Annotated in this window: 23 protein-coding genes; 12 read left to right on the top strand and 11 right to left on the bottom strand. The window is 58.9% G+C overall.

Features of this window, described 5'->3' with window-relative positions:
• Positions 1–267 (top strand): pyruvate kinase alpha/beta domain-containing protein (locus tag OKC28_RS11520; RefSeq protein ID WP_333562736.1); only part of this gene is annotated, 267 nt, incomplete at its 5' end.
• A gap of 312 nt (positions 268–579) precedes the next feature.
• Here OKC28_RS11520 and ykgO read toward each other — a convergent pair.
• Both ykgO and OKC28_RS11510 read right to left on the bottom strand, forming a co-directional pair.
• Entirely contained in the window at positions 580–705 is a 126-nt protein-coding gene (gene ykgO, locus OKC28_RS11515; RefSeq protein ID WP_005300174.1) for a type B 50S ribosomal protein L36, read from the bottom strand.
• Positions 702–971: a type B 50S ribosomal protein L31 gene (locus OKC28_RS11510; RefSeq protein ID WP_021140431.1), complete on the bottom strand. Its 270-nt coding sequence runs from the start codon at positions 969–971 to the stop codon at positions 702–704. The genes ykgO and OKC28_RS11510 overlap by 4 nt, the downstream gene beginning before the upstream one ends.
• A gap of 279 nt (positions 972–1,250) precedes the next feature.
• On the opposite strand from OKC28_RS11510, the gene OKC28_RS11505 reads away from it, so the two are divergent.
• Positions 1,251–1,499: a DinI family protein gene (locus OKC28_RS11505; protein ID WP_021140432.1), complete on the top strand. Its 249-nt coding sequence runs from the start codon at positions 1,251–1,253 to the stop codon at positions 1,497–1,499.
• A 150-nt stretch (positions 1,500–1,649) separates the two neighbouring features.
• Here the strand turns inward: OKC28_RS11505 and OKC28_RS11500 are convergent, their stop codons facing one another.
• The 5 genes from OKC28_RS11500 to dcuC all read right to left on the bottom strand — a co-directional run bounded on the left by OKC28_RS11500 (position 1,650) and on the right by dcuC (position 8,149).
• Positions 1,650–2,435, bottom strand: a complete 786-nt coding sequence (locus OKC28_RS11500) for a DUF2927 domain-containing protein (protein WP_046400737.1) — start codon at positions 2,433–2,435, stop codon at positions 1,650–1,652.
• Between the two features lie 70 nt (positions 2,436–2,505).
• Positions 2,506–3,009 carry a M48 family metallopeptidase gene (locus tag OKC28_RS11495; RefSeq protein ID WP_021140434.1) on the bottom strand — a complete coding sequence of 168 codons (504 nt, stop codon included), beginning with the start codon at positions 3,007–3,009 and terminating at the stop codon, positions 2,506–2,508.
• Positions 3,010–3,161: 152 nt separating this feature from the next.
• A complete protein-coding gene (locus tag OKC28_RS11490; protein ID WP_059167568.1) occupies positions 3,162–4,805 on the bottom strand; it encodes a hypothetical protein in 1,644 nt (547 codons plus the stop codon).
• 185 nt (positions 4,806–4,990) lie between these two features.
• A complete protein-coding gene (locus OKC28_RS11485; protein ID WP_270689262.1) occupies positions 4,991–6,652 on the bottom strand; it encodes a bifunctional metallophosphatase/5'-nucleotidase in 1,662 nt (553 codons plus the stop codon).
• Between the two features lie 144 nt (positions 6,653–6,796).
• Complete coding sequence (dcuC, locus tag OKC28_RS11480) at positions 6,797–8,149, bottom strand: anaerobic C4-dicarboxylate transporter DcuC (RefSeq protein WP_059114290.1); 1,353 nt, start codon at positions 8,147–8,149, stop codon at positions 6,797–6,799.
• Between the two features lie 336 nt (positions 8,150–8,485).
• Here dcuC and OKC28_RS11475 point away from each other — a divergent pair, with 336 nt between their 5' ends.
• Positions 8,486–9,085: a DUF922 domain-containing Zn-dependent protease gene (locus OKC28_RS11475; protein WP_256688225.1), complete on the top strand. Its 600-nt coding sequence runs from the start codon at positions 8,486–8,488 to the stop codon at positions 9,083–9,085.
• 88 nt (positions 9,086–9,173) lie between these two features.
• Here OKC28_RS11475 and mnmC read toward each other — a convergent pair whose 3' ends face one another.
• On the bottom strand, positions 9,174–11,192 hold the full coding sequence (mnmC, locus tag OKC28_RS11470; protein WP_270689259.1) for a bifunctional tRNA (5-methylaminomethyl-2-thiouridine)(34)-methyltransferase MnmD/FAD-dependent 5-carboxymethylaminomethyl-2-thiouridine(34) oxidoreductase MnmC: 2,019 nt from the start codon (positions 11,190–11,192) through the stop codon (positions 9,174–9,176).
• A gap of 90 nt (positions 11,193–11,282) precedes the next feature.
• On the opposite strand from mnmC, the gene fabB reads away from it, so the two are divergent.
• On the top strand, positions 11,283–12,494 hold the full coding sequence (gene fabB / locus OKC28_RS11465) for a beta-ketoacyl-ACP synthase I (protein ID WP_256688227.1): 1,212 nt from the start codon (positions 11,283–11,285) through the stop codon (positions 12,492–12,494).
• A gap of 62 nt (positions 12,495–12,556) precedes the next feature.
• On the opposite strand, the gene OKC28_RS11460 is transcribed toward fabB, so the two are convergent.
• From OKC28_RS11460 to OKC28_RS11450, 3 genes are all read right to left on the bottom strand, one after another.
• Positions 12,557–13,051, bottom strand: coding sequence for a GNAT family N-acetyltransferase (locus tag OKC28_RS11460; RefSeq protein WP_021140439.1), 495 nt, complete (start codon positions 13,049–13,051; stop codon positions 12,557–12,559).
• 119 nt (positions 13,052–13,170) lie between these two features.
• Positions 13,171–13,491, bottom strand: a complete 321-nt coding sequence (locus OKC28_RS11455; RefSeq protein ID WP_021140440.1) for a DUF4377 domain-containing protein — start codon at positions 13,489–13,491, stop codon at positions 13,171–13,173.
• A 95-nt stretch (positions 13,492–13,586) separates the two neighbouring features.
• Entirely contained in the window at positions 13,587–14,873 is a 1,287-nt protein-coding gene (locus OKC28_RS11450; RefSeq protein ID WP_021140441.1) for a citrate synthase, read from the bottom strand.
• A gap of 423 nt (positions 14,874–15,296) precedes the next feature.
• Between OKC28_RS11450 and sdhC the strand changes: the two genes are divergently transcribed.
• From sdhC to sucD, 8 genes are all read left to right on the top strand, one after another.
• Complete coding sequence (gene sdhC, locus OKC28_RS11445; protein WP_005300207.1) at positions 15,297–15,686, top strand: succinate dehydrogenase cytochrome b556 subunit; 390 nt, start codon at positions 15,297–15,299, stop codon at positions 15,684–15,686.
• Positions 15,680–16,024, top strand: coding sequence for a succinate dehydrogenase, hydrophobic membrane anchor protein (gene sdhD, locus OKC28_RS11440; RefSeq protein WP_256688228.1), 345 nt, complete (start codon positions 15,680–15,682; stop codon positions 16,022–16,024). Before sdhC ends, sdhD begins: the two co-directional genes overlap by 7 nt.
• Before the next feature lies 1 nt (position 16,025).
• Entirely contained in the window at positions 16,026–17,792 is a 1,767-nt protein-coding gene (sdhA, locus tag OKC28_RS11435; RefSeq protein WP_034524204.1) for a succinate dehydrogenase flavoprotein subunit, read from the top strand.
• A 134-nt stretch (positions 17,793–17,926) separates the two neighbouring features.
• Entirely contained in the window at positions 17,927–18,643 is a 717-nt protein-coding gene (locus OKC28_RS11430; RefSeq protein WP_005310899.1) for a succinate dehydrogenase iron-sulfur subunit, read from the top strand.
• Between the two features lie 114 nt (positions 18,644–18,757).
• A complete protein-coding gene (gene sucA / locus OKC28_RS11425) occupies positions 18,758–21,568 on the top strand; it encodes a 2-oxoglutarate dehydrogenase E1 component (protein WP_256688229.1) in 2,811 nt (936 codons plus the stop codon).
• A gap of 33 nt (positions 21,569–21,601) precedes the next feature.
• Positions 21,602–22,786 (top strand): 2-oxoglutarate dehydrogenase complex dihydrolipoyllysine-residue succinyltransferase, encoded by a 1,185-nt coding sequence (gene odhB, locus OKC28_RS11420; RefSeq protein WP_011898799.1) that lies wholly within the window; start codon positions 21,602–21,604, stop codon positions 22,784–22,786.
• 120 nt (positions 22,787–22,906) lie between these two features.
• Positions 22,907–24,073: an ADP-forming succinate--CoA ligase subunit beta gene (gene sucC / locus OKC28_RS11415; RefSeq protein ID WP_005310904.1), complete on the top strand. Its 1,167-nt coding sequence runs from the start codon at positions 22,907–22,909 to the stop codon at positions 24,071–24,073.
• A complete protein-coding gene (gene sucD, locus OKC28_RS11410; protein WP_005310908.1) occupies positions 24,073–24,945 on the top strand; it encodes a succinate--CoA ligase subunit alpha in 873 nt (290 codons plus the stop codon). Before sucC ends, sucD begins: the two co-directional genes overlap by 1 nt.
• Positions 24,946–24,967 lie beyond the last annotated feature (22 nt).

Genomic DNA, 24,967 nt, shown 5'->3' with positions numbered 1-24,967 from the left:
TCTGCCAAGGCCATTCGCAAGTACTTCCCGCAAGCCTGGATCCTGGCCATCACCACCAACAAGAAAACCGCTGCCCAGCTGGTACTGACCAAGGGCGTGGTGACTCACGTGGTTGACAGCATCGCCTCTACCGACGATTTCTATCGTATCGGTAAAGAAGCGGCGCTGGAAAGCGGCATGGGTCTGAAGGGTGACGTGGTTGTCATGGTCTCCGGTGCCCTGGTACCGAGCGGCACCACCAACACCGCCTCCGTTCACCTGCTCTGATCTGTGTTACACCCATGGTGAAGAAGACGCCGGCCTCAAGCCGGTAATGCCAGTCAGATAAGCACTTATTTGATTTTTTTATTCATTTATTTGAATAGAAAAAAGAGCTGCAAAACAAAACAGCAAATTGGCCTCAAAGCCTTGCCCTGATTGGCATTCAATAGAAAGAGGGAGGCATCATGCCTCCCTCTCTTTTAGCCCTTATACCACGCGGGTTGGGACTCAAATTCCCTTAACTGACTTGCATTAGCCTCAAGCCGGCGTCTTCTCTATTGCCCTGCGACTGGAGAGCCAGTGAAGGGATTGACTTGCTCAGCGCTGGCGGGCTTTGAATCTGGGATTGCTCTTGCAGATCACGAACAGCTTGCCGCGGCGACGGACAATCTGGCAATCCGGGTGGCGCGACTTGGCTGATTTGAGGGAGGAGAGCACTTTCATGACTTGTCTTTTCCTTTGTTGAAGAATTGGCCGAAACGTTGACCAAAGCGGGCGACCTGGCCCTCCTTGCCGATCTGCTTCTGCTTGCCGGTATAGAAGGGGTGAGAGGCACTGGAGACATCCAGCGTCACATAGGGATAGGTCTTGCCGTCTTCCCACAATTTGGTGCGGTCTGTCTTGAGGGTGGAACCCACCAGAAAATAGGTGTTGGCGGTCAGATCGTGAAACAGGACCTGACGGTATTCGGGGTGAATGTTGGGGCGCATGATACTCGCTCTATAAATTGATATGTTATCTTATAACAATTAAATCATGCTCCTGTTGAGAATGAATATCAACTATTTTTTAGGGCGTTATCAGGGTAGATGAAGGGGGCATGGAGCATAAAACGGGCGGGTATGAGCCGCCCGGGAGCAGGAAAACCGGTTATCTGCGACGTCACTGCAACTTTGATTGAAGGCCTGCTTGGGGAAGCAGATAATCCCTCCTTTACTTTTGATTTTTACTGTATAAAAATACAGTTATAAATCATGGAGACTTATCCTATGCGTCTGGAAATCATCATCGACAAGAAACATCAGATCCCCACCACTACCATGGAGGCGCTGCGTCAGGAGCTGCTCAAGCAGTTGGGCGAGAAGTTCCCCGACCTGCATGTGCGGGTCGCGCCGGGCGGCGCCATGGCGATGACGGTCAGCCGTGCCAGCAAGGAAGACAAGGAGCTGGCGGAGGCCATGGTGCAGGAGGTGTGGGAGAACGCCGACAGCTGGATGCCGGAAAACGCCGCCTCCTGAGGCTCGATGGCTACCGCATGAGCGTAAATATGGCTGGCCAGGCCTGAAATCGGATTATCTGATCAAATGAAACGCAGCCTTGGGCTGCGTTTTCTGTATCTGGCTATGTTGCGACTCGCACTGTTCAGCCTCTGCTGAAGACAGATGCGCTTACAATCCGGCCCACCGTTTGAGGCTGTTGACCTGGACTCTCTGATCGGCCTGGGTTATTTCGCCATTGGCGCGAAGTGCCTTGATGGCGACAGGCAGGGCGGCACGCACTTCGGCGGCCGTCATGCCAGCGTGCAGGGCAGGGTGATAGGCGAGCTTGAGCAGCACATAGTCGAGTCCGGTGGGGAAGCTGTCGATGCTGTTGTCATTGAAGATGGATGGGAACACCTTGTCAGAGTCATTGGGCAGCCCCATCACCTGGGTGAGCTCTTCCACCACACAGTCGAGAAAACGTCCCTTGGCGCGGCTGTAATCCACGGGAATGATGATGGTGGCGCGTGCTATCTCGTAACGGGCATTGATGGCAAAGTTGGCCATACAGAGCCCTTCCTTGAGCGCCGTCGTGATGGCCGCACCCTGGCCCATGGTCCGTTTGGCCCAGCTCGCCATCCGGGCACGTTCGGTCATGATGAGCGTGATGTTGGGTTTGTCGTTCACCAGGGTGATGGGGCGGCCTATGATGCCAGCCAGATGCTGGCTCTGGATCTTGACCACTTCGGTTTGCAGCGGTTTGTCGCCAAACTCGTTGATGAGCTTGAGGCGGATGGGCTGTTGCCAGCGGGCAAATCGCACGTTCTGCTCCTCGCCATACTCCCGTTTCATGACGACTTCGAAAAAACTGTCGATGAGATACGCATCGCTCTGCCAGCGCTCGGCGGCAGTGAGGGGCAGCGCCAGTAGCTGCGCCATCATGATCCACACTCCCGTCAGCCATCCCTTGAACATGACGGAACGGGTGCGCGGCAACGGGGGGCGGCGAAATGAGATCATGTTTCCTCCTTGAAACGGCTATCGATCAGCGAGCGGCACGCTCAAGGTCACGCCAGGTAAGCCAGAGCCTGAGATCAAACTCCAGTTGATGATAGTCCGGCTCCATGTGCTGACAGAGCTGGTAGAAGGCCTTGTTGTGATCCTTCTCTTTCAGGTGGGCCAGCTCGTGCACCACTATCATCTTCAAAAAGGCAGGGTGGGCCTCCTTGAACAAGGCGGCGATGCGGATCTCGTTCTTGGCCTTGAGCTTGTTGCCTTGCACCCGGCTGACGTAGGTGTGCAGACCGAGGGCATCCTTGATCACGTTGATCTTGCCGTCGAAGATCACCTTGGAAAGGGGCGCCGAGCTTTTGAGGTAGCGATTCTTCAACTCCATGGTGTAACCCAGCAATGCCTTGTCACTCTGGATCAGGTGACTGTCCGGGTAGCGTTTTTCCAGCATATCCCCAAGCTTGCCTGCCGCGATCAGCTGTTGTACCTGGGCCTTGAGCGGGTCTGGATAGCCCCCGAGATAGGTCAGTTCCGCCATGGTTTGTTACTCGTCACATCAAAAAAGAGCGTCATTGTAGTCATCCCGCGTCGGCTTGGATAGGGCTTGCGCTTGCCCGAAACGGGTCGTCTGCCCAAACAAAAGGGCCGTCACTGCGATCAATGACGGCCCTTTTCGGCGATGGAGCGGGATCAGCGCCTGCGATAGAGACCCGGATCCACCTCTTCATACTGGCTCACCAGATATTGATAGAAGGCGAGACTGGATGGGGTTGTCGGTTTTTTCAGCTCGTCTGCAACCCGCTCTGGTTTGGCGATGATGAACTTGGGGCTCTGGCGCTTGATGTCGGCCAGCACCCGCTCACGCACATCGTAGGGCGGATTGACGTTGGCAAAGAAGAGGTAGGCCGATGCGGGTTGGCGATCGGTCCACAGATAGTATTGCGGCTGAATGCCATCGACCCAGATCTTGTCGGTCGGGCCGGTTTCGGCCTTGATCCGGTCGACCCGCACCTGGGCTGGCGGGTTGAACGGCTTGCCCTTCAGGCTGCCCTCCCAGGCGTTGTTGAGCAACAGGGCAAGCATGGCCAGCGAGGCTAGCCAGGGGGTGGCACTGCGCACATCCCAGGCGCGCCACAGGGGCACCAGGATCAGCACGGGCAAGGCCCACAGCAGGCTGTTGCCGAGCACTTCCCGTACTCGTTCCAGCGACCACTCCTTGGTGCTCCAGCCATAACCGAGCTGCTGGGCCAGCAGCCAGCTGGCAGTCAGCACCACCAGCGAGATGCAGAGCAGGCCGAGACCATCGGCCTGCTGTTCGCTGCGATCGAGCAGACAGGCGAGCGGCAGCAGGGCCAGCGGCAGATAGAGAACGTCGTAGTGATCAAACACATGGCCGGAGACAGAGTTGGCAATCAGGGTAAAGATCACGCCAAACAGGGTGGCGCACAGGGCGGGCAGATACCACTCCTGACGCCGGCCCATCATCAGGACGATGAAGGCGGGCAGCAGCATGATGAGGCCGGTGCGCAGCAGGCCGACGCTGCCCACATCCGGTGAGAAGCCGGTGCCGTAGCTGCCCTCGAAGAAGATGTCGAAGGCGTAATACTTGAATTCGGCCAGCAGGCTGTGGTGCTGGAAGTAGGCGAACAGGGGGCCGCCAATCAGGGCCAGACCCAGCAGGCTGGAAAAGAGCAGGGCGAGGGCGCAACGCCACTGTTCGCGCAGGCACCAATGGCAGAACAGTACCAGATACCAGGCGCCCCAGAAGGCGCCGTTGTTGGTGCGCATCCAGGCCACGATGGCAAATGTCAGCGCCGCCACCAGGGCTGGGCCCCAGCTGAAGCGTTTGTCCAGCAGCATGGTGATGAAGGCCCACTGGGCGATGAGGGCCAGGTGGAATGTCCAGTCCTCTGTCATGTTGCCGTAGTAATAGCGGGTGCTGTAGAGCGCCAGCACTGCCAGCATGGTACCGAGGCGTGCGCGCAGGGAGAGGCCAAGCTGAGCGAATGCCTGCCAGCTGGCCAGCAGACCGAGCCAGCAGAGCGCCCATTCCAGCAGCCAGATCCCGAAGAAACCGCCCATATGATAACCGAGCGCATCGAGGGCGAAGATCATGGGGCCCTTGATGTCGATCATGTCCCGATAGAGCACCCCCCCCTCGCTCCACATCTTGCCCATCACCGCAAACAACGAGGCATCGAAACCGGGGGCCATGCCATGAAACAGCGGATTGCGCAGACAAAACAGCAAGGCCAGCAGACCGGTGAGCAGGATGACTAGCGGCCTTAGGCCCGGATTGACACGAGGAGCGGTAAAACGGATGGCATGATTCATGGGTGACCTGTTCCTGCTGGGAAGTCTCGAAAGCGGGCCTATCTTGCCGAGCCTGACTGCGCTATGCAATGGGCGAGGGTAATGTGCTTGAAATAATTTGCAAAAGTGCCGCTTCCCGGCAAGAAAGCGGCACTTTTTCTGACACAGGAAGGAGAAGCGGGAACGTGAGTCCCTTACCCGCCGACTCACGGCATGGCGTGAGGGCCGTGATACTCCACCAGCTCCGGCAGGGTTGCGAGCTCGGGCAGATAACGGGCCCAGCGGATGAAGGCATCCGCCAGCGTAATGCCGAGCTCCTGATTGTGCTGGGTCAGGGTGCGAGCCAGCGCCGTGTAGCCCTCTTTGCCGGAGGCGGTATAGGCACTGGATACTCCCCGATAGATGGCGTCTGCCTCGACTGGCTGCCAGCAGCCTGGCGCGCTTTCCCACTCCAGACGGGTGATCCTGGCCCCCTTGGGACGATCAGCCTGATAACAGAAGCGCATCCCGGCTGTGTAGGGGAAGCTGCCGTTACCATTGCCCGTCACGCCGTTGTTGGTGGCGTTGTCGATGGCGCCTTCCAGCGCCTCAGCCAGCTCATGGCCATGCACCCGGTAGAGGGTGAGGGGTATGGCAAACGGGAGCAGGCGACCTGCGATGTCTGCTTCGCTCAAGGGACCAGGCTCCAGGGAGCAGCGCACCCCCCCTGCGTTGTGCAGGGCGAAATCCACCTGACCAACCTGTTCGCGGGCACCGATCAGCATGGCGTGGGCCACCAGCGGAGCAACCTGGCTGCCGGCGGGCAGATTGGCATCGGGCAGGCGCTGATGATGGAGCGGCCCGGCGAGACGGGTCACGATGCGCTGGGTCATGGTCTCGAGCTCGGGCCGGTAGCGTTTGGCCAGATGCTGCTCGAGCTCGGGGGCCGGCTCGCAGAAGTACAGCCCGGCAGGGGGCTCTGAGGCAAACGGCCAGGGTTGCCAGGGCAACCATTCCAGTTGGCCTTGACTGCGACTCACACGCCCGCGGGCATCAAACTCCAGCTCGCATACCCCCAGGCAGAGCGCGCTGTGGGCGGCATGGAGGATAGCCACTTCGTTCACCATCAACGGATAACTGCCATCGCTCTCGAGCCCCAAGGGCGCGAGATCCCCCAGTTGACTGTGGGTATGGCCGCCAATGATGAGGCTCAGTTCCGGAAAGCGGGTAGCAAGGCGCTTGTCTTGCTCCAGTCCCAGGTGGCTAAGCAAAATAATGTGGTGGATGCCCGCAGCCTTGATCTCGCCGAGCGCGGCGGTCAGGGTGTCATCGATACCATGAAAGCGGGTATGGGGATCCGGATTGGCGATGGCGGCCATCTGCGGCAGCGTGATGCCAAGCAGCGCAAAGGGGACGCCGTCTATGATGCGTTTGTGCCAGGGACGGCTGGCATCATGAAGCATGGGCAGGCCCTGCAGGCGCAGCGGGGTATCGGCCGGCTCCTGGCTGCTGTCGAGGTTGGCGGCCAGCACGGGAAAATCGAGCTGGCGCAAAAATTCCACCAGAGGACCGTTGCCCAGATCGAACTCGTGATTGCCGATCACCATGGCATCGGGTCGCAACAGGCTCAGCAAGTCGGCATTGGCCCGTCCCTTGAAACGGTTGAAATAGAGTGACCCCTGAAAGGTATCGCCACCGTGCAGGAACAGGCAGGTCTGGCCCGCCGCATCAGCCTGCTGGCGCAGGGCGGTGAGTCTGGTAAGAATGCGGGCATAGCCGCCACACGGGGTGCGCCATTCTGACTCGCCAACAGGGAAGAAGCGCATGGGGGCGCCATCGAAATGGGAGTGGCAGTCACTGAAATGGGCAAGTTGAACCGTAATACTCATCTCGGTCCTCCTTAGAGAAAAAGAGCACCGAGTCTACTCCAACCTCGGGGGAAGATACTAGCCCGGCAGGACGCCGGGCTAGTAAGGGAAGAGAAGGACCAAGCGGGAGCCTGCTCAGGGAACCGCGTTGGTCCAACGCAGATCTCAGGCGGGAACCATGATCTGGGTGGCGAGGATCACCACCACCAGGCCGACGGCGACCGGTACCGAGGTGCGTTTGACCACCTCGAACGGGGAGAGGTTGCCCATGCCCGCACAGGCAACCACCACGCCGGAGACGGGCGAGATGGTGCGACCCAGGTTGGAGGCTTGCAGCATGGGGATGACCAGATAGGCGGGATTGACGCCAAGGCTGGTGGCCAGGTGCGGGATCAGCTCCACGAAGGCGTAGAAGGGAGCATTGCCGGAGCCTGTGGTAAAGGCGGCCAGGGTGGTGATGACCACCAGTACCAGCATGATGACGATACCGCCGGTGCCAAAGCTCTGGGCCAGATCCAGGAGGTTCGCTATGAAGCCCAGCCCCATCAGACCCTGGGCAAACACACCGGCACCCACCAGCAGCATGACCACGCCGGCGAAGGCGTCAGCCATGCTGCGCCAGCATACCTGCAGACCGTCGAGCAGATCCTTGCCATTGCGCTTGCGCACCAGCTCCAGCAAGGCAGCCAGCACCAGACAGATGACGATGATGGTCACTATGTCGAGTTTGGGGCCCACTTTGCCGTCAAACAGCAGCACGCCGATGATGGGGGTAAACGGCAGTATGGCGTAGAAGCCGGGAGCATCCGTGATGAGATCGCTCGGTGCGACAGGCTCGTTGTGCTCGCCCGATTTCTGGTCAAGATAACGCTGCCAGAAGAAGTGGGCGACCGCCATGGCGGCGATGGCCACCAGCGAGATGGGCAGGGTCAGCTTGAAGGCAAAGTCGAGCAGCTCCATGTTGGCGGCCTGGGCGGCCATCACGACGTCACCCGAGGTGGGTGCCAGAATGATGGCGGCAGGAGAAGCACACACAGCGGCTGCGGCGCCACGGGAGATCCCCATGTTGACCATCAGCGGGAACAGGGTGGCCATCAATAGTACGCCCAGACCGGTGGCAGAGCTCACCGCCAGCGACATGGCACAGGCGACCAGATAGGCGGCCACCAGCAGTATGTAGGGGGATTTGATGATGCCGAGCGGCTTGCTGGCCAGCTTCACCAAAATGGTGTTGGCGCCGATGTGGCTCATGTAGCCGGCAAAACCGCACAGCACCATGATCAGCATGCCCAGGCCACCGCCACGATCCACCAGCAGGAAGCGCACATATTCGAAGATATCGGTGGCGACATGGCCGGTGGAGGTGACGCTGGCGGGCAGCACCGTCTTGCCCATCAGGGCGGTAATGGTCAGCAGCAGCAAACCGCCGCTGAGCAGTACCCCGGTGGCCGAGTAGCCCTTGAAGATGTAGCGCCCCACGGTCAGGGTGACCAGGGTACCAATAAGGAGTTCCATCATAGAGTGAGTTCCTGAGTACGAAATGAAGGTGGATGCATTTCATGGGTTAACTTGGCGGTTAATCTGGTCAATTGCGGAAAGCATCAACAGAAAACTCGGCGATTATTATCTAATAAGGGGTAACTCACCATGATGTTGGTCATCACTTGTGATCTCGCTTGCAAATCAATGGGGACGCGGGGTTGCGACTTGTCTGGCTGGCACATAGTCTTTGTGACGGGAGTAGATGACTGCCGACGGGAACGCGGTTAATCTCTTGTTTCGTCTATTAATACGTTGATTATTAATGAAAATAACACTTCAGTCATCAACGAGGTCAAGGCAGCATAAATGGGCATGGTCAGCAAAGTTTTCATGGTGGCACTCTTGCTCCATGCTGCTACGGTCGGGGCCGAAACGTCGCATTATGCCGGCATCAAGGTGGAGCCGGATATCAAGGTGGATTTCCAGTTTTATCGGGTTTTTGGGCAGGATGTCGCCAGTGTGGCCCGGCAGATAGCAAAACAGGGGCCTGCCCAGGCCAGAGGCCATATCGGCATGGCCAGTTACCAACTTTCCTGGCAACTGCAGACCCGCCCCGGGGTGAGCCGCTGCGAGCTGGAACAGGTCAAGGTCATGACCCGCATCAAGGTGATGGTGCCGAACTGGATGGACAAGGCCAGAGCTTCCGCTGCCGAGCGGCAGAAATGGGACGCGCTGGTGGGCGCCATGTTCGACTACGAGAGCCGCCACAAGGACATACTGCTGGAGAGCGTCAGTCTGCTTGGCATCAAGCTGGTACAACTGCCGGTGGCGCGCGATTGCGCAGCCCTGCAATATCAGGCCTGGCAGCAGGGGCAGGAGGTGCTTGCCAGCACCAGTGAGCGTTTCACCCTGTTGCAGCAGCAGACCGATCATGGCCGCAAACTTGGGCTGGTCTGGCCCAAAGGCATCTAGCACATCGACATGCATGACAAGCGATAAAACGGGCTCCCATCGGGGAGCCCGTTTTTATTGTATCCAAGCCGTCAGCTGCACCAATGGGCTAATTGAGGGGCTTGCCCTTGAGCAGCTTGCGTATCCAGTAGCGGGCAGGATGAAGCGCTTCCAGCAGGTCGGTGGCCAGTGGCAAGGGATCGCCGCAGATCTCGCTGGCGATCAGTTCGCCGCACAGAGGCGCCGAGCACAGGCCCCGCGAACCGAGTGCCCCCAGCACGTATAGGCCGGGATGAAGCGGTAGCGGCGCCGGGTTTTGTTGATCACGCTGAAGCCGGGCGTAGTGATCCGCCAACCCTGCCAACCTGACTACAGGCCCTGCCACCGGCAGGTGATCCCGGCTGGCGCAGCGCACGCCGACCCTGGCCTCATTGCTGCTTACATCCACCTCTGCTGGCCAGGCCTGGTCCGGCAGGCAGGCTTGCAGCCGAGCCTGGTTCTGAGCTTGTTCTTCTGCGCTGAATCCCTGTGTGCTCTGATTGCGGCCATAGCTGGCGCCGATGCAGTGTTCTGCATCATGGGCTGGCGTGAGATAGCCATCGTAACAGAGCACCGTCTTGAGCTGGCTCAGGGTTGCAGTGGTCGGCACATGGCTCACCTGACCGCGCACCGGATAGAGTGGCAGCTCGGCAAAGGGGAGCAGGGCTGGCAACTGATGGCCAGCAGCCACTACCAGATTGGGGGCCTGCCATTGACGACTCTCACGGCTTGCAACCAGCCAACCATCCACTTGCTCATGAACAGCCGTGACAGGGCAATCGTACTCCACTTGCAGCAGACCGCTTGCCTGCGCCTCCTTTATTGCTGCGCGGGTGAGGTCGGCCGGACAGAGCCAGCCCCCCAACGGATAGCTGACCCCGGCATGACCCGAGGGCAGACCACATTCGTGTTCGGCTTCAACGGGCGTCAGCGGGCGCATCAGCGCGTGCGGGAAGGGGCCCTGTTGCATCTTGGCCAGCTTGGCGGTGGATTTGTCGTCATAGCCAAGTTGCACCACACCGCATAAATCAAAGGCGATGGGATGGCGCTCGGCCAGGGTCAGCAGCCGTTGGCGTGCGTAGCCGAAGGCCAGTGAATAAAAGCGTGACAAGGCATCGTGCTCGCCGTTGAGCAGGGGATAGAGTGCCCCCTGTCGATTGCCGGAGGCACCGGTAGCCAGTTCATTGTCCTCGCAAAGCAGAGTGACCTTGCGGCCCCGCTCTACCAGAGAGAGCGCCGTCATGGCCGAGGCGATGCCGCCGCCGATGATCACTACCTCGCCATCTCGCCCCGCCGGTCTGGCATACCAGGGGGCAATGGTGCGCTGTGGTCTCTTATCTACCCGCTCGCCTGCCAGCATTGCCCACTTGCTGCCATGGCCCTTGACCTTCTTCATGGCAAAGCCGGCGGCAATCAGGCCACGACGTACGAAGCCGGCGCTGGTAAAGGTGGAGAGGGTTGCACCGGGACGAGCAAGGCGGGCCAGGCCGTCGAACAAGTCTTGCGTCCACATCTCGGGATTTTTTGCCGGTGCGAATCCATCCAGATACCAGGTATCCACCAGCCCCTGTTCACCATGAGGTACTTGCGGCAGCATCTCCTTGATGTCCCCAAGCCAGAGATCGAGTCGAATACGGCCGCCCGCAAAGTGCAGACGATGGCAGCCAGGGACGGGCAGTGGCCACTGTGCTATGAGTGTCTGGCTGAAGGGGGCAAGCTCGGGCCAGGCGGCCAGCGCCTTGCGAAGATCGTCACGGGTGAGGGGGAATTTTTCGAAACTGATGAAGTGCAGACGGGCGCCGTTGCCGGTTTGGGGTGCCTGTTCCAGGAAGGCTTTCATTGTCGCCAGAAAGTTAAGGCCTGTGCCGAAACCTGTTTCACCTATCACGAAACTGTCACTATTGTGGTGCGAAAATCGCGCTGGCAACCCATTTTGCTGCAAAAAGACGTAGCGGGTTTCACTTAGACCGTTATCATTGGAAAAGTACACATCCCCGAAGTCACTGGAGACTGGAGTTCCCGCTTCATTCCAGTCCAATCGGGCATGATGTAAGGATGTTTGACTCACGTTTCCCTCTGCTCGCGTCATAAGAACGCGGGCATTCTACGTGAAAGCAGACCAGTTTGGCAGCCGAAAGCGGGTAGACTTGGCGCCAGTTTTTCCAGACGAGATGAATTAATGAGAAGAGCAGTGATCACCGGTATCGGCGTCATCTCCAGTATCGGCAACAACAAGGAAGAAGTGCTGGCCTCCCTGAAAGCAGGTAAATCCGGCATCACCTATTCCGAGCAGTTCGAGCAGCACAACCTGCGCAGCCGTGTCTGGGGTAACATCAAACTCGAGCCGTCTGAACTGATCGACCGTAAAGTCATACGTTTCATGGGTGACGCTGCGGCCTATGCCTATCTCTCCATGCAACAGGCCATTGATGATGCCGGTCTGCAGGAAGATCAGGTCTCCAACGAGCGTACCGGCCTGGTGGTCGGTTCCGGTGGTGCCTCCGGCAAGAACACCTCTGAGTCCTGCGATATCGCCCGTGAAAAAGGCGTCAAGCGGGTGGGCCCCTACATGGTGCCGCGTACCATGTCTTCCACCACCTCCGCTTGTCTGGCCACTCCGTTCAAGATCAAGGGTGTGAACTACTCCATCAGTTCCGCCTGTGCTACCTCTGCGCACTGCATCGGTCATGCCATGGAACTGATCCAGCTGGGCAAGCAGGATGTGGTCTTCGCCGGCGGCGGTGAAGAGCTGGATTGGTCCTCCACCATACAGTTCGACGCCATGGGCGCCCTGTCCACCAAGTACAACGACACCCCGGAAAAAGCGTCCCGTACCTATGACGCTGACCGCGATGGTTTCGTCATTTCCGGTGGCGGTGGCATTCTGGTGGTCGAGGAGCTGGAACACGCCCTGGCCCGTGGTGCTCACATCTATGCCGAGCTGACCGGTTACGGTGCCACCTCCGATGGCTACGACATGGTTGCTCCGAGCGGTGAAGGCGCCGTGCGTTGCATGAAGATGGCGATGCAGGGTGTTGGCAAGGTGGATTACATCAACACCCACGGCACCTCTACCCCGGTCGGTGATACCAAGGAGCTGGAAGCCATCCAGACACTGTTTGGCACCCAGGGCCCCAAGATCTCCGCCACCAAGGCGATGACTGGCCATGCGCTGGGCGCTGCCGGCGTGCACGAGGCCGTCTACTCCCTGCTGATGATGGAACATGGCTTTATCGCCCCCAGCATCAACATCGAGACCCTGGACGAGAAGGCCGAAGGTCTGCCCATAGTACGCGAGTACGAAGCGGCCAATCTCAATACCGTCATGTCCAACAGCTTCGGCTTTGGCGGTACCAACGCATCACTGGTATTCAGCAAGTTCAAGGCTTGATGACTCGATGATGTGAAAAAAGGCGCCGAAAGGCGCCTTTTTTATTGGCTGCGGGGCGACCCTCAAGCAGGGTCTGGCAGGGGCCGCCGCATGTACACGGCGCCTTCACCATATTCGTTAAGTGGTTTGGGTGTAGCGGCAGGGACAAAGCCCTGTTTGTGCCAGAAGCGAGCCGCATCCTGTACCGCTACCAGACCCATATGTTCATAACCTTCCTCACTGGCAAAGGTAAGGGCGGTCTCCAGCAGCAGCTGGCCAACGCCCTTGCCGCGCGCCTGCTTTGAGACGGCCAGGTCGTGCAGATAGAACTCGTCGTTTCCCGCCAGGGTCTGCATCCGTACCGACAGGGACGGTGGCTGGTGGGCTTGCCAGGGATGGCAGAGCAGGTAACCCAGCACCTTGCCCTGATATTCGGCCACCCAGCAGCAGTCGGGAGCCAGGTCGGCCTTGTTGCTCATGACCTCGAGGGGCTCAGGATCCAGCTGCTGATAGCACTCGTCCTGAATGGCCATGATGGTAGGCCAGTCGTTGGCCCTGGTGGTACGGATCGTGATCATAGTGAGAGGGCATCGCTGCCTGGGTACGCTGATTAATTAATGTGTGCGTTTGCCAGCCTATCAGAATGCGGCCAGGAACTGAACGATCATTTCCAAACGATGCCTTTGATGGCAAGCCTTTAGCGGGCTGCCTGCTTGCTGACGATCTTGATCAGGCGATAACGCAGAGAGGGGGCATCCGCCGGTACATCGGTGAGCTGCTCCTTGCTGACGGTCAAGCGGTACCGGTAGCCGGGTTCAAACTGGAATCCTTCAATCTGTTGGTAGAAGAGGCCCCAGGCTTGCTGTTCATCGCTGCGAACCTGCATGCACTGCATGGGGCCGACACCGACGCAGTCAACCAGCTGGCTGTTGATGTAGAGCGTTTCCCCTTGTGACGGGGCGGGGGCGTTCTGGCAGGCAGTGAGCAGCAGGGCGGCACTGAAGACGAGTGGTCTCATGATGGACTCCTTTGTGATCGAAAAGGGGCATTAGAGCGGCAAATAAAAAGGCGGTCAATGACCGCCTTGGTAACAAACCATGTCGACTCAGGGCATCAGCGCTGATCGATAGGAGTGAATTCCCGCAGTGGTTGCCCTGTATAGAGCTGACGCGGACGACCGATCTTCTGATCAGGATCCGAGTGCATTTCGTTCCAGTGGGCAATCCAGCCGATGGTACGGGAGATGGCGAAGATCACGGTGAACATGGACATGGGGATGCCGATGGCCTTCATGATGATGCCGGAGTAGAAGTCCACGTTCGGGTAGAGCTTCTTCTCGATGAAGTAGGGGTCGGACAGCGCAATGCGTTCCAGCTCCATGGCCACTTCCAGCAGCGGATCCTTGATCTGCAGCTCTTCCAGCACTTCGTGACAGGTCTGACGCATCACCTGGGCACGGGGATCGTGGTTCTTGTAGACACGGTGACCGAAACCCATCAGACGGAAGGGATCGTTCTTGTCCTTGGCCTTGGCGATGTACTCGGGAATGCGTTCCACCGAGCCGATCTCTTCGAGCATCTTGAGGCAGGCTTCGTTGGCACCACCGTGGGCCGGACCCCACAGGGAGGCGATCCCGGCGGCAATACAGGCAAACGGGTTGGCACCGGAGGAGCCGGCCAGACGCACTGTGGAGGTGGAGGCGTTTTGCTCGTGATCCGCATGCAGGGTAAAGATGCGGTCCATGGCGCGTTCGACGATTGGATTGACCTTGTACTCTTCGGTCGGCACGCCAAACATCATGTGCAGGAAGTTGCCGGCATAGGAGAGGGCGTTACGCGGCTGCATGAACGGCTGACCGATGGAGTACTTGTAGCACATGGCGGCCAGGGTCGGCATCTTGGAGAGCAGACGGAAGGCACAGATCTCGCGATGCTCTTCATTGTTGATGTCGAGCGCATCGTGATAGAAGGCAGACAGCGCACTGACCACGCCGCACATGATGGCCATGGGGTGGGAGTCACGACGGAAGCCGCGGAAGAAGAAGGCGATCTGTTCGTGCACCATGGTATGGCGGGTGACCAGACGATCGAATTCCGTGTACTGCGCCTTGGTGGGCGCCTCGCCGTACAGCAGGATATAGCAGACTTCGAGGTAGCTGGCCTGGGTGGCCAACTGGGCGATGGGGTAACCACGGTGCAGCAAGACACCCTGATCGCCGTCGATATAGGTAATGGATGATTTACAAGCACCGGTTGCCATAAATCCGGGGTCAAAGGTGAAGTACCCTTGCGCGCCCAATTTTCTGACGTCAATCACGTCGGGTCCGACAGTCCCTGACAGGATCGGTAGTTCTACCGGGTCTTTACCGGGCAGATGTAGGGTGGCTATCTTATCAGCCATAGCACGTCTCCTTTGCTCTTTTATAATTGGTTCCAGCTCTACTTTATTACGAGTTTGATGACGCTGGCAAAGGTTCTGACCCGTACCAGGGCGGCTGGAGCGCCTTATTTGAAACAGAGTTCAGGGTCGTTGTCAATTTTGCTGGATGATCATTAATGATTTGTTAAATGAGTTGTGAGATCTGGTTTACGGTTTTGAGTTTTCTTTGTAGCTAATTGATTGTCATTGGTTAAGCCCGCCGATATACTGCGCCTCGTGGGTGATGGCTGTCGGTGTTTGAAACGCTTTCGCAAAGCCGGATGTGATATTGAAAATGTTATTTTTGGCTTTCCCGAGTTGTTTTGGTAACAAAAACCTAACAAATGCCACTCCGTGCCCTCATAAGCGTGTAAAAACAATAACTAACGTGCTCAATGGAGCTGAGTGGGCAAAGCCGTGAAAAATAAACAGAGACCTGTAAACCTCGACCTACAGACGATCAGCTTTCCTGTCACCGCCATCGCTTCCATCTTGCATCGTGTCTCAGGGGTGATCACCTTTGTGGCGCTCTCTATCTTGCTGTGGATGCTTGGTACTTCACTCGCCTCTCCCGAAGGATTTGAAACAGTGGTGTCCATCATGGACAACTTCCTGGTCAAATTCGTGTTGTGGGGGATCCTGACTGCGCTGGCTTACCACATTGTGGGCGGTCTGCGTCACCTGGTCATGGACATGGGCTATTGGGAAGAGCTGGAATCCGGTAATCAGAGTGCCCGTGTGGCCTTCGTGATCACCGCGATTTTGGCGGTATTGGCGGGGGTACTGGTATGGTAACCAATTCTGCAACATTCGGGCGCAGCGGTGTTCATGATTACATCCTGATCCGCGCCACCGCCCTCATCATGACGGCTTACGTCCTCTATCTGGTTGGTTTTGTCGCCTTCAATGACATCAGCTACGAGGTATGGACCGGCTTTTTCGTCAAAACTTTCACCAAGGTATTCACCCTGTTGACCCTGCTGTGCGTACTGATCCACGCCTGGATTGGTCTGTGGCAGGTGCTGACTGACTATATCAAGCCGGTGGGACTGCGTGGCGCACTGCAATTTGCGCTGGTCGTGGTGCTGTTTGTCTATCTGATGACTGGTTTCGTCGTGCTGTGGGGTGTGTAAGGTGACTATTCCAACTCGTGAATTTGATGCGGTCGTGATCGGTGCCGGTGGTGCCGGTATGCGCGCCGCGCTGCAGATTGCCCAATCCGGCAAGAGCTGCGCTCTGTTGTCCAAGGTCTTCCCGACCCGTTCTCATACTGTTTCCGCCCAAGGCGGGATCACGGTTGCGCTGGGCAATGCCCACGATGACAACTGGCAATGGCACATGTATGACACCGTCAAAGGCTCCGATTACATCGGAGACCAGGAAGCGATCGAATACATGTGCAAGACAGGCCCCGAGGCCATCTATGAGCTGGAGAACATGGGCTTGCCCTTCTCCCGTTTCGACAACGGCTCCGTTTACCAGCGTCCGTTTGGCGGCCAGTCCAAGAATTTTGGTGGCGAGCAGGCGGCTCGTACCGCGGCTGCTGCTGACCGTACCGGTCACGCCCTGCTGCACACCCTCTATCAACAGAACGTCAAGAGCAAGACCACTGTCTTCTCCGAGTGGTATGCGCTGGACTTGGTGAAAAACCAGGATGGTCACATCGTTGGCTGTACCGCCATCGACATGGAGAGCGGCGAAGTCGTCTACTTCAAGGCCAAGGCCACAGTGCTTGCCACCGGCGGCGCTGGTCGTATCTACCAGTCCACCACCAATGCCCACATCAACACCGGTGACGGTGTCGGCATGGCGCTGCGCGCTGGCGTCGGCGTACAGGACATGGAGTTCTGGCAGTTCCACCCGACCGGCATTGCCGGGGCAGGGGTACTGGTGACCGAAGGGTGTCGCGGTGAAGGTGGCTATCTGCTGAACAAGGATGGCGAGCGCTTCATGGAGCGTTACGCGCCGAACGCCAAGGACCTGGCCGGTCGCGATGTGGTGGCTCGTTCCATCATGATCGAAATCCGCGAAGGCCGTGGTTGCGATGGTCCCTGGGGCCCGCACATCAAGCTCAAGCTGGATCACCTCGGCAAAGAGGTGCTGGAATCCCGTCTGCCTGGGATCTGCGAGCTCTCTCGCACCTTCGCCCACGTGGACCCAGTCAAGGAGCCCATCCCGATTATCCCGACCTGCCACTACATGATGGGCGGCGTGCCGACCAACGTGAACGGCCAGTGTCTGGCCCAGGATAAAGACGGCAATGATGTTCCTGTGGTCGGTTTGTTTGCGGTAGGGGAGATAGCCTGCGTCTCCGTGCACGGTGCCAACCGCCTCGGCGGCAACTCGCTGCTGGATCTGGTGGTGTTTGGCCGCGCGGCCGGCATGCACCTGGTCAATACCCTGGGCGAGATGGACCACGGTCGCGATGCCAGCGAGTCTGACATCGACGCGGCCATGGCCCGCTTCAATCGCTGGGAAAACACCCGCGATGGGGAAGACCCGGTCCAGATCCGCAAGGACCTGCAGACCTGCATGCAGAACAACTTCTCCGTATTCCGTGAAGGTGACGCCATGGCCGAAGGGCTGGCCGAGCTCAAGCTTATCCGCGAGCGTTTGAAGAATGCCCGTCTGGATGACACATCCAAGGAGTTCAACACCCAGCGCATCGAGTGCCTGGAGCTGGACAACCTGATGGAGACGGCGTTTGCCACCGCGGTGGCGGCCAACTTCCGTACCGAGAGTCGTGGTGCTCACAGCCGCTTCGATTTCCCGGATCGCGACGATGAGGGTTGGCTGTGCCACAGCCTCTATCATCCGGACACCGAGTCCATGACCCGTCGCGCTGTCAACATGTCTCCGAAAACACGCGAGGCATTCCCACCCAAGGTGCGGACTTACTGACCGATGGTGGAGACAAGCACCATGAAGGGCACATTATCGGCGTATCGCTACATTCGCCGGTCTGTGAAGAGGTGGGAGGCATTCCCATCTCTCTTCTCCAAGGTGCGGACTTAACGATTGCGGAGCCAAACAACATGAACGTCACATTCTCTGTCTACAGATACAATCCGGATGTTGATAACGTCCCCTATATGAAGGAATATCGTCTTGATATTCCTGAAGGTTCCGACATGATGGTGCTCGACGCACTGATCCAGTTGAAAGAGCTGGATCCCACGCTTGCCTTCCGCCGCTCATGCCGCGAAGGAGTCTGTGGATCAGACGGTCTCAACATGAATGGCAAGAATGGTCTTGCCTGCATCACCCCGCTCTCCGATCTGCTGAAGAAGGGCAATAACGTCGTTATCCGCCCCTTGCCTGGCCTGCCGGTGATACGCGATCTGGTGATCGACATGACCCAGTTCTACACCCAGTGGGAGAAGGTCAAACCCTTCCTCATCAACGATGAAAAATTGCCGCCCGTGCGTGAGCACCTGCAATCCCCCGAAGAGCGCGCCAAGCTGGATGGCCTGTACGAGTGTATTCTCTGTGCTTGCTGCTCCACCTCTTGCCCCTCCTTCTGGTGGAACCCGGACAAGTTCATCGGCCCGGCCGGTCTGCTCGCAGCCTACCGCTGGTTGGCTGACAGCCGCGACACCGCCGCCACCGAACGACTGGGTAACCTGGATGACGCCTTCAGCGTGTTCCGTTGCCACGGCATCATGAACTGCGTGAACGTCTGTCCCAAGGGCTTGAACCCGACCAAAGCCATCGGTCAGATCAAGTCGATGCTGCTCAATCGGGCTGTTTGATACCAGGGCCAGGACGCCTTGCGCCGGGCCCGACCTCTGGATAGCCATCCCGTCCCGGGATGGCTATGACCCTACAAGCTGCGCTGCAGTGAACAAGATGTACAAGGGATAGAAATGCATAACGGCGTGATGAAGGCCTGGTTGGAGTCATCTCACCTGGCTGGTGCGAATGCAAGCTATATTGAGGATTTGTACGAATCCTTCCTGGAAGACCCTGAATCCGTAGCCGAAGAGTGGCGCAGCCTGTTTAGCGCGCTGCCTCAGGTCAATGGCCACGCGGTTGAACAACCTCACTCCCGAGTCCGCGATTATTTCCGTCGTCTGGCCAAGGATCCCTCCCGTTACAGTGCCCCCGTCTCAGATCCGCAAGTGGATGCGAAACAGGTGCGCGTGCTGCAACTGATCAACGCCTTCCGTTTCCGCGGTCACCAGAATGCCAATCTGGATCCCCTTGGTCTCTGGACCCGTGAAACCGTTGCCGAACTGGATCCTGCTTTCCACAACCTGCAGGGCGCAGACATGGAGGCCACCTTCAATGTCGGCTCCTATGCCATAGGTCGCGAGACCATGGTGCTCTCCGATCTCTACGCCTCGCTCAAGAAAACCTACTGCAGCAGCATAGGTGCCGATTACATGCACCTCACCTCTACCGAGGAGAAACGCTGGCTGCAGGACAGACTCGAATCCATCGAGGCCAAGGGCAACTACAGCCTCGAAGAGAAGACCCGTTTTCTCGAGAGCCTGACCGCGGCCGAAGGGCTGGAAAAATACCTGGGTGCCAAGTTCCCAGGTGCCAAGCGTTTCTCCCTGGAAGGGGGCGATGCCATGGTGCCCATGCTCAAGGAGTTGATCCGTCGCGCCGGTGAGCAGGGTTGCAAAGAGGCCGTCATCGGCATGGCCCACCGTGGCCGCCTGAACGTGCTGATCAACGTGCTTGGCAAGCGGGCACAAGAGCTGTTCGACGAGTTCGCCGGCAAGCATGGCGAGTCCTGGGGCACAGGGGATGTGAAGTACCACATGGGCTTCTCCTCCGATTTCGCCACCCCGGGCGGCAACGTGCACCTGGCGCTCGCCTTCAACCCGTCTCACCTCGAGATCGTCAACCCGGTGGTCATCGGTTCCGTCCGTGCGCGGATGGACAGACGTGGCGACAAGGATGGTTCCAGCGTCCTGCCCATCACCATTCACGGTGATTCGGCCATCGCCGGTCAGGGTGTGGTTGCCGAGACCTTCAACATGTCCCAGACCCGTGCCTATGGCGTGGGCGGGACTGTGCGCATCGTCATCAACAACCAGGTGGGTTTCACCACCTCCAACATGCGTGACGTGCGCTCCACCGAATATTGCACCGACATCGCCAAGGCGGTGCAGGCCCCCGTGCTGCACGTCAACGGGGATGATCCGGAGGCCGTGGTGCTGGTGACCCAGATTGCGCTGGATTACCGCAATACCTTCAAGCGCGACGTGGTGATCGAGCTGGTCTGCTACCGCCGTCACGGTCACAACGAGGCGGACGAGCCGAGCGCGACCCAGCCCTTGATGTACCAGAAGATCAAGCAGCACCCGACTCCGCGCAAGATTTACGCCGATCAGCTGGTAGCCGAAGGCAGCATCACCCAGGAGCTGGCCACCACCCAGGTCAATGACTATCGCGATGCCCTGGACAAGGGGGAGCGAGTGGTCAAAGAGTGGCGTCCGATGGAGCTGCACTCCGTCGACTGGACCCCGTACCTGGGTCACGATTGGGCCATGCACTATGACAGCACTGTGGCGATGGACCACCTCAAGTCACTGGGTGAGCGCATCAGCCAGTACCCGGCCGCCCACACGCTGCAGCGTCAGGTCGAGAAGATTTACGAAGACCGCCGTCTGATGGCGGCCGGCGAGAAGCTGGTGGACTGGGGCTTTGCCGAGACCCTGGCCTACGCCACCCTGGTGGACAAGGGGGCCCGCATCCGCATCACGGGTCAGGATTCCGGCCGTGGTACTTTCTTCCACCGCCACGCCGTGCTGCACAATCAGAACGATGCCAGCACCTACACGCCGCTGTGCAACATCCACGACGAACAGGGTCCATTCGAAGTCTTCGACTCCGTCTTGTCCGAAGAGGCGGTACTGGCGTTTGAATACGGTTATGCCAGCGCCGAGCCGGCCGGTCTCACCATCTGGGAAGCCCAGTTTGGCGACTTTGCCAACGGGGCCCAGGTGGTGATCGACCAGTTCCTCTCCTCCGGTGAGCAGAAGTGGGGCCGTATGTGCGGTCTGACCATGCTGCTGCCCCACGGTTACGAGGGACAGGGGCCTGAGCACTCCTCCGCGCGGCTGGAACGTTATCTGCAGATGTGCGCAGAGCACAACATGCAGGTGTGCGTACCGTCCAACCCGGCTCAGGTATTCCACATGCTGCGTCGTCAGGTGGTGCGCCCCATGCGCCGTCCGCTGATCGTGATGTCGCCCAAATCCCTGCTGCGCCATCCGCTGGCGGTGAGCAAGCTCGAAGAGCTGGCCGAAGGCACCTTCCAGAATGCCATCGGCGAGATCGATGCCCTGGATCCGAAAGCGGTCAAGCGCGTGGTGTTCTGCTCCGGCAAGGTTTACTACGACCTGCTCGATGCCCGTCGCAAGGCCGAACAGCAGGACGTGGCGCTGGTGCGTATCGAACAGCTCTATCCCTTCCCTGAAGCGGAAGTGCGCGCCATTCTGGCCGATTACGCCCATGTCACCGATTTCGTCTGGTGTCAGGAAGAGCCGCAGAACCAGGGCGCCTGGTACTGCACCCGCCATCACTACGATGGCGTGCTGCCAAGCGGTGCCCGTCTGCGTTATGCCGGTCGCCCGGCCTCGGCTTCACCCGCCGTCGGTTATATGTCGGTCCATACCAAGCAGCAGAAAGCCCTGGTGGAAGACGCCCTTACTCTGGCCTAAGCCCTGAACAAGAAGTAACAAGGAACTGATTACATGACTATCGAGATCAAGGTACCGGACCTGCCGGAATCAGTGGCGGACGCCACCATCGCCACCTGGCACAAGAAACCGGGTGATCTGGTTGCCCGTGACGAAGTACTGGTTGACATCGAAACCGATAAAGTCGTGCTGGAAGTCCCCGCGCCGGAAGCCGGTATTCTGGGTGACATCCTGCAAGCGGAAGGGGCGACCGTGTTGTCCCGCCAGCTGATCGCCATGCTCAAGCCGGCTCCCGTGGCCGGTGAAGAGACCAAAGAGAAGCCGGTGGAAGCGGTTGCCGACGACGGCGCAGATGGCTTGAGCCCCTCCGTTCGCCGTCTGGTGGCCGAGCACGCCATCGACGTTGCCAAACTGACCGGCACCGGCAAGGGTGGTCGCGTCACCAAGGAAGACGTGGAAGCCTTCATCAAGGGTGGCAACAAACCTGCCGCCGCGCCGGCCGCAGCTGCGCCTGTGGCAGCAGTAGCGCCGCTGGTGGGTCGCACCGAGAAGCGCGTGCCCATGACCCGTCTGCGCAAGCGCATTGCCGAGCGTCTGCTGGAAGCCAAAAACACCACTGCCATGCTGACCACTTTCAACGAGATCAACATGGCGCCCATCATGAAGCTGCGCAAGCAGTACGGCGAGATCTTCGAGAAGAAGCACGGCATCAAGCTCGGCTTCATGTCCTTCTACGTCAAGGCGGTGGTGGAGTCCCTGAAACGCTATCCGGAAGTGAACGCCGGGCTGGACGGTGATGACATCGTTTACCACAACTATTTCGACGTCAGCATCGCCGTTTCTACCCCCCGCGGGTTGGTGACCCCTGTGCTGCGCGATTGCGACAACATGAGCCTGGCCGACATCGAGAAGGCCATCAAAGACTTGGCTGGCAAGGGCCGTGACGGCAAGCTGACCGTGGATGAACTGACTGGCGGCAACTTCACCATCACCAACGGTGGTGTGTTTGGCTCCCTGATGTCCACCCCCATCATCAACCCGCCCCAGAGCGCCATCCTGGGGATGCACAAGATCCAGGACAGACCCATGGCGGTTGACGGCAAGGTCGAGATCCTGCCCATGATGTACCTGGCCCTCTCTTATGATCACCGCATCGTCGACGGTCGTGAGTCGGTGGGCTTCCTGGTCTCCATCAAGGAGCTGCTGGAAGACCCGACCCGTCTGTTGCTGGATGTCTAGGCAATCAGCAAAATTCTGAGCGAACTAGAAAGATAACAAGGGGCCCTTGAGGCCCCCTTCACAGGGGATTGAGAAACACGAGCCCCGGACGGAAATACCTACAACACGGATAGAGCATCTATGAATCTGCATGAATATCAGGCAAAAAAGCTGTTTGCCGAGTATGGCCTGCCGGTCTCCGAAGGTTATGCCTGTGCAACCCCGCAGGAAGCGGCCGAAGCGGCCGATAAAATTGGCGGCACCACCTGGGTCGTCAAGTGCCAGGTCCACGCCGGCGGCCGCGGTAAAGCGGGCGGCGTCAAGCTGGCCAAGAGCAAGGACGAGATCCGCGCCTTTGCCCAGAACTGGCTCGGCAAGAATCTGGTGACCTATCAGACTGACGCCAACGGTCAGCCGGTGACCAAGATCCTGGTGGAATCCTGCACCGACATCGCCAAGGAGCTCTATCTGGGCGCCGTGGTCGATCGTGGCAGCCGTCGCGTGGTCTTCATGGCCTCTACCGAAGGTGGCGTGGATATTGAAAAGATTGCCCACGAAACCCCGGAACTCATTCACAAAGCCGCCATCGATCCGCTGGTGGGCCCGCAGGCCTATCAGGCCCGCGAGCTGGCCTTCAAGCTGGGTCTGGTCGGTGATCAGATCAAGCAGTTCACCAAGATCTTCATGGGTCTGGGCCAGATGTTCCTGGATTGCGACTTCGCGCTGCTGGAAATCAACCCGCTGGTGATCACGGCCCAGGGCAACCTGCATTGCCTGGATGGCAAGATCAACATCGATGCCAACGCCCTGTATCGTCAGCCCAAGCTGCGCGAGATGCACGATCCTTCCCAGGATGACCCCCGCGAAGCGCATGCCGCCCAGTGGGAGCTGAACTATGTGGCGCTCGATGGCAACATCGGCTGCATGGTCAACGGCGCCGGTCTGGCCATGGGCACCATGGATATCGTCAACTTGCACGGCGGCTCACCGGCCAACTTCCTGGACGTCGGCGGCGGCGCCACCAAGGAGCGCGTGACCGAGGCCTTCAAGATCATCCTCTCCGACAGCAAGGTGCAGGCCGTACTGGTCAACATCTTCGGCGGCATAGTGCGCTGCGACATGATCGCGGAAGGCATTATCGGTGCGGTAAAGGAAGTGGGGGTCAAGGTGCCCGTGGTAGTGCGTCTGGAAGGCAACAATGCCGAACTGGGTGCCCGTAAACTGGCCGACAGCGGCCTCAATATCATCGCCGCAACGAGTCTGACTGACGCAGCTCAGCAAGTGGTTAAAGCAGCGGAGGCCAAATAATGAGCGTTCTGATCAACAAAGACACCAAGGTGATCTGCCAGGGCTTCACCGGCGGTCAGGGTACCTTCCACTCCGAACAGGCGATTGCCTACGGTACCCAGATGGTCGGCGGCGTGTCGCCAGGCAAGGGGGGCACCACCCACCTGGGCCTGCCGGTGTTCAACACAGTGCGTGATGCGGTTGAAACCACAGGCGCCACTGCTTCCGTCATCTATGTGCCAGCGCCGTTCTGCAAAGACGCCATCCTGGAAGCCATCGATGCGGGCATCAAGCTCATCGTTACCATCACCGAAGGCATCCCGACCCTGGACATGCTCGAGGTCAAGGTGAAGCTGCAGGAAACCGGCGTGCGTATGATAGGCCCGAACTGCCCGGGTGTGATCACCCCGGGTGAGTGCAAGATCGGCATCATGCCGGGCCACATCCACAAGCCGGGCAAGGTGGGCATCGTCTCCCGCTCCGGCACCCTTACCTATGAAGCGGTCAAGCAGACCACGGACGAGGGCTTCGGCCAGTCCACCTGCGTCGGTATCGGTGGTGACCCCATCCCGGGTTCCAACTTCATCGACATCCTGGAGATGTTCCAGAACGATCCCAAGACCGAAGCGATTGTGATGATCGGTGAGATCGGCGGCAGCGCCGAGGAAGAAGCGGCAGCCTACATCAAGGCCCACGTCACCAAGCCGGTGGTCTCCTACATAGCAGGCGTCACAGCCCCGGCTGGCAAGCGCATGGGTCATGCGGGCGCCATCATCGCCGGTGGCAAGGGCACCGCAGCAGAGAAATTTGCCGCCCTGGAAGATGCAGGCGTGAAAACCGTGCGCTCCCTGGCCGATATCGGCAAGGCCCTGCGTGAAGTAACCGGCTGGTAAGTTAGTTAGCCTGTTATCTCTG

Origin of the sequence: Aeromonas sp. D3 (assembly GCF_027705025.1) — a bacterium.
GTDB lineage: Bacteria > Pseudomonadota > Gammaproteobacteria > Enterobacterales > Aeromonadaceae > Aeromonas > Aeromonas salmonicida.
Note: the sequence above shows the minus strand (reverse complement) of the source record. Positions and strands in the feature narration are given on the sequence as shown.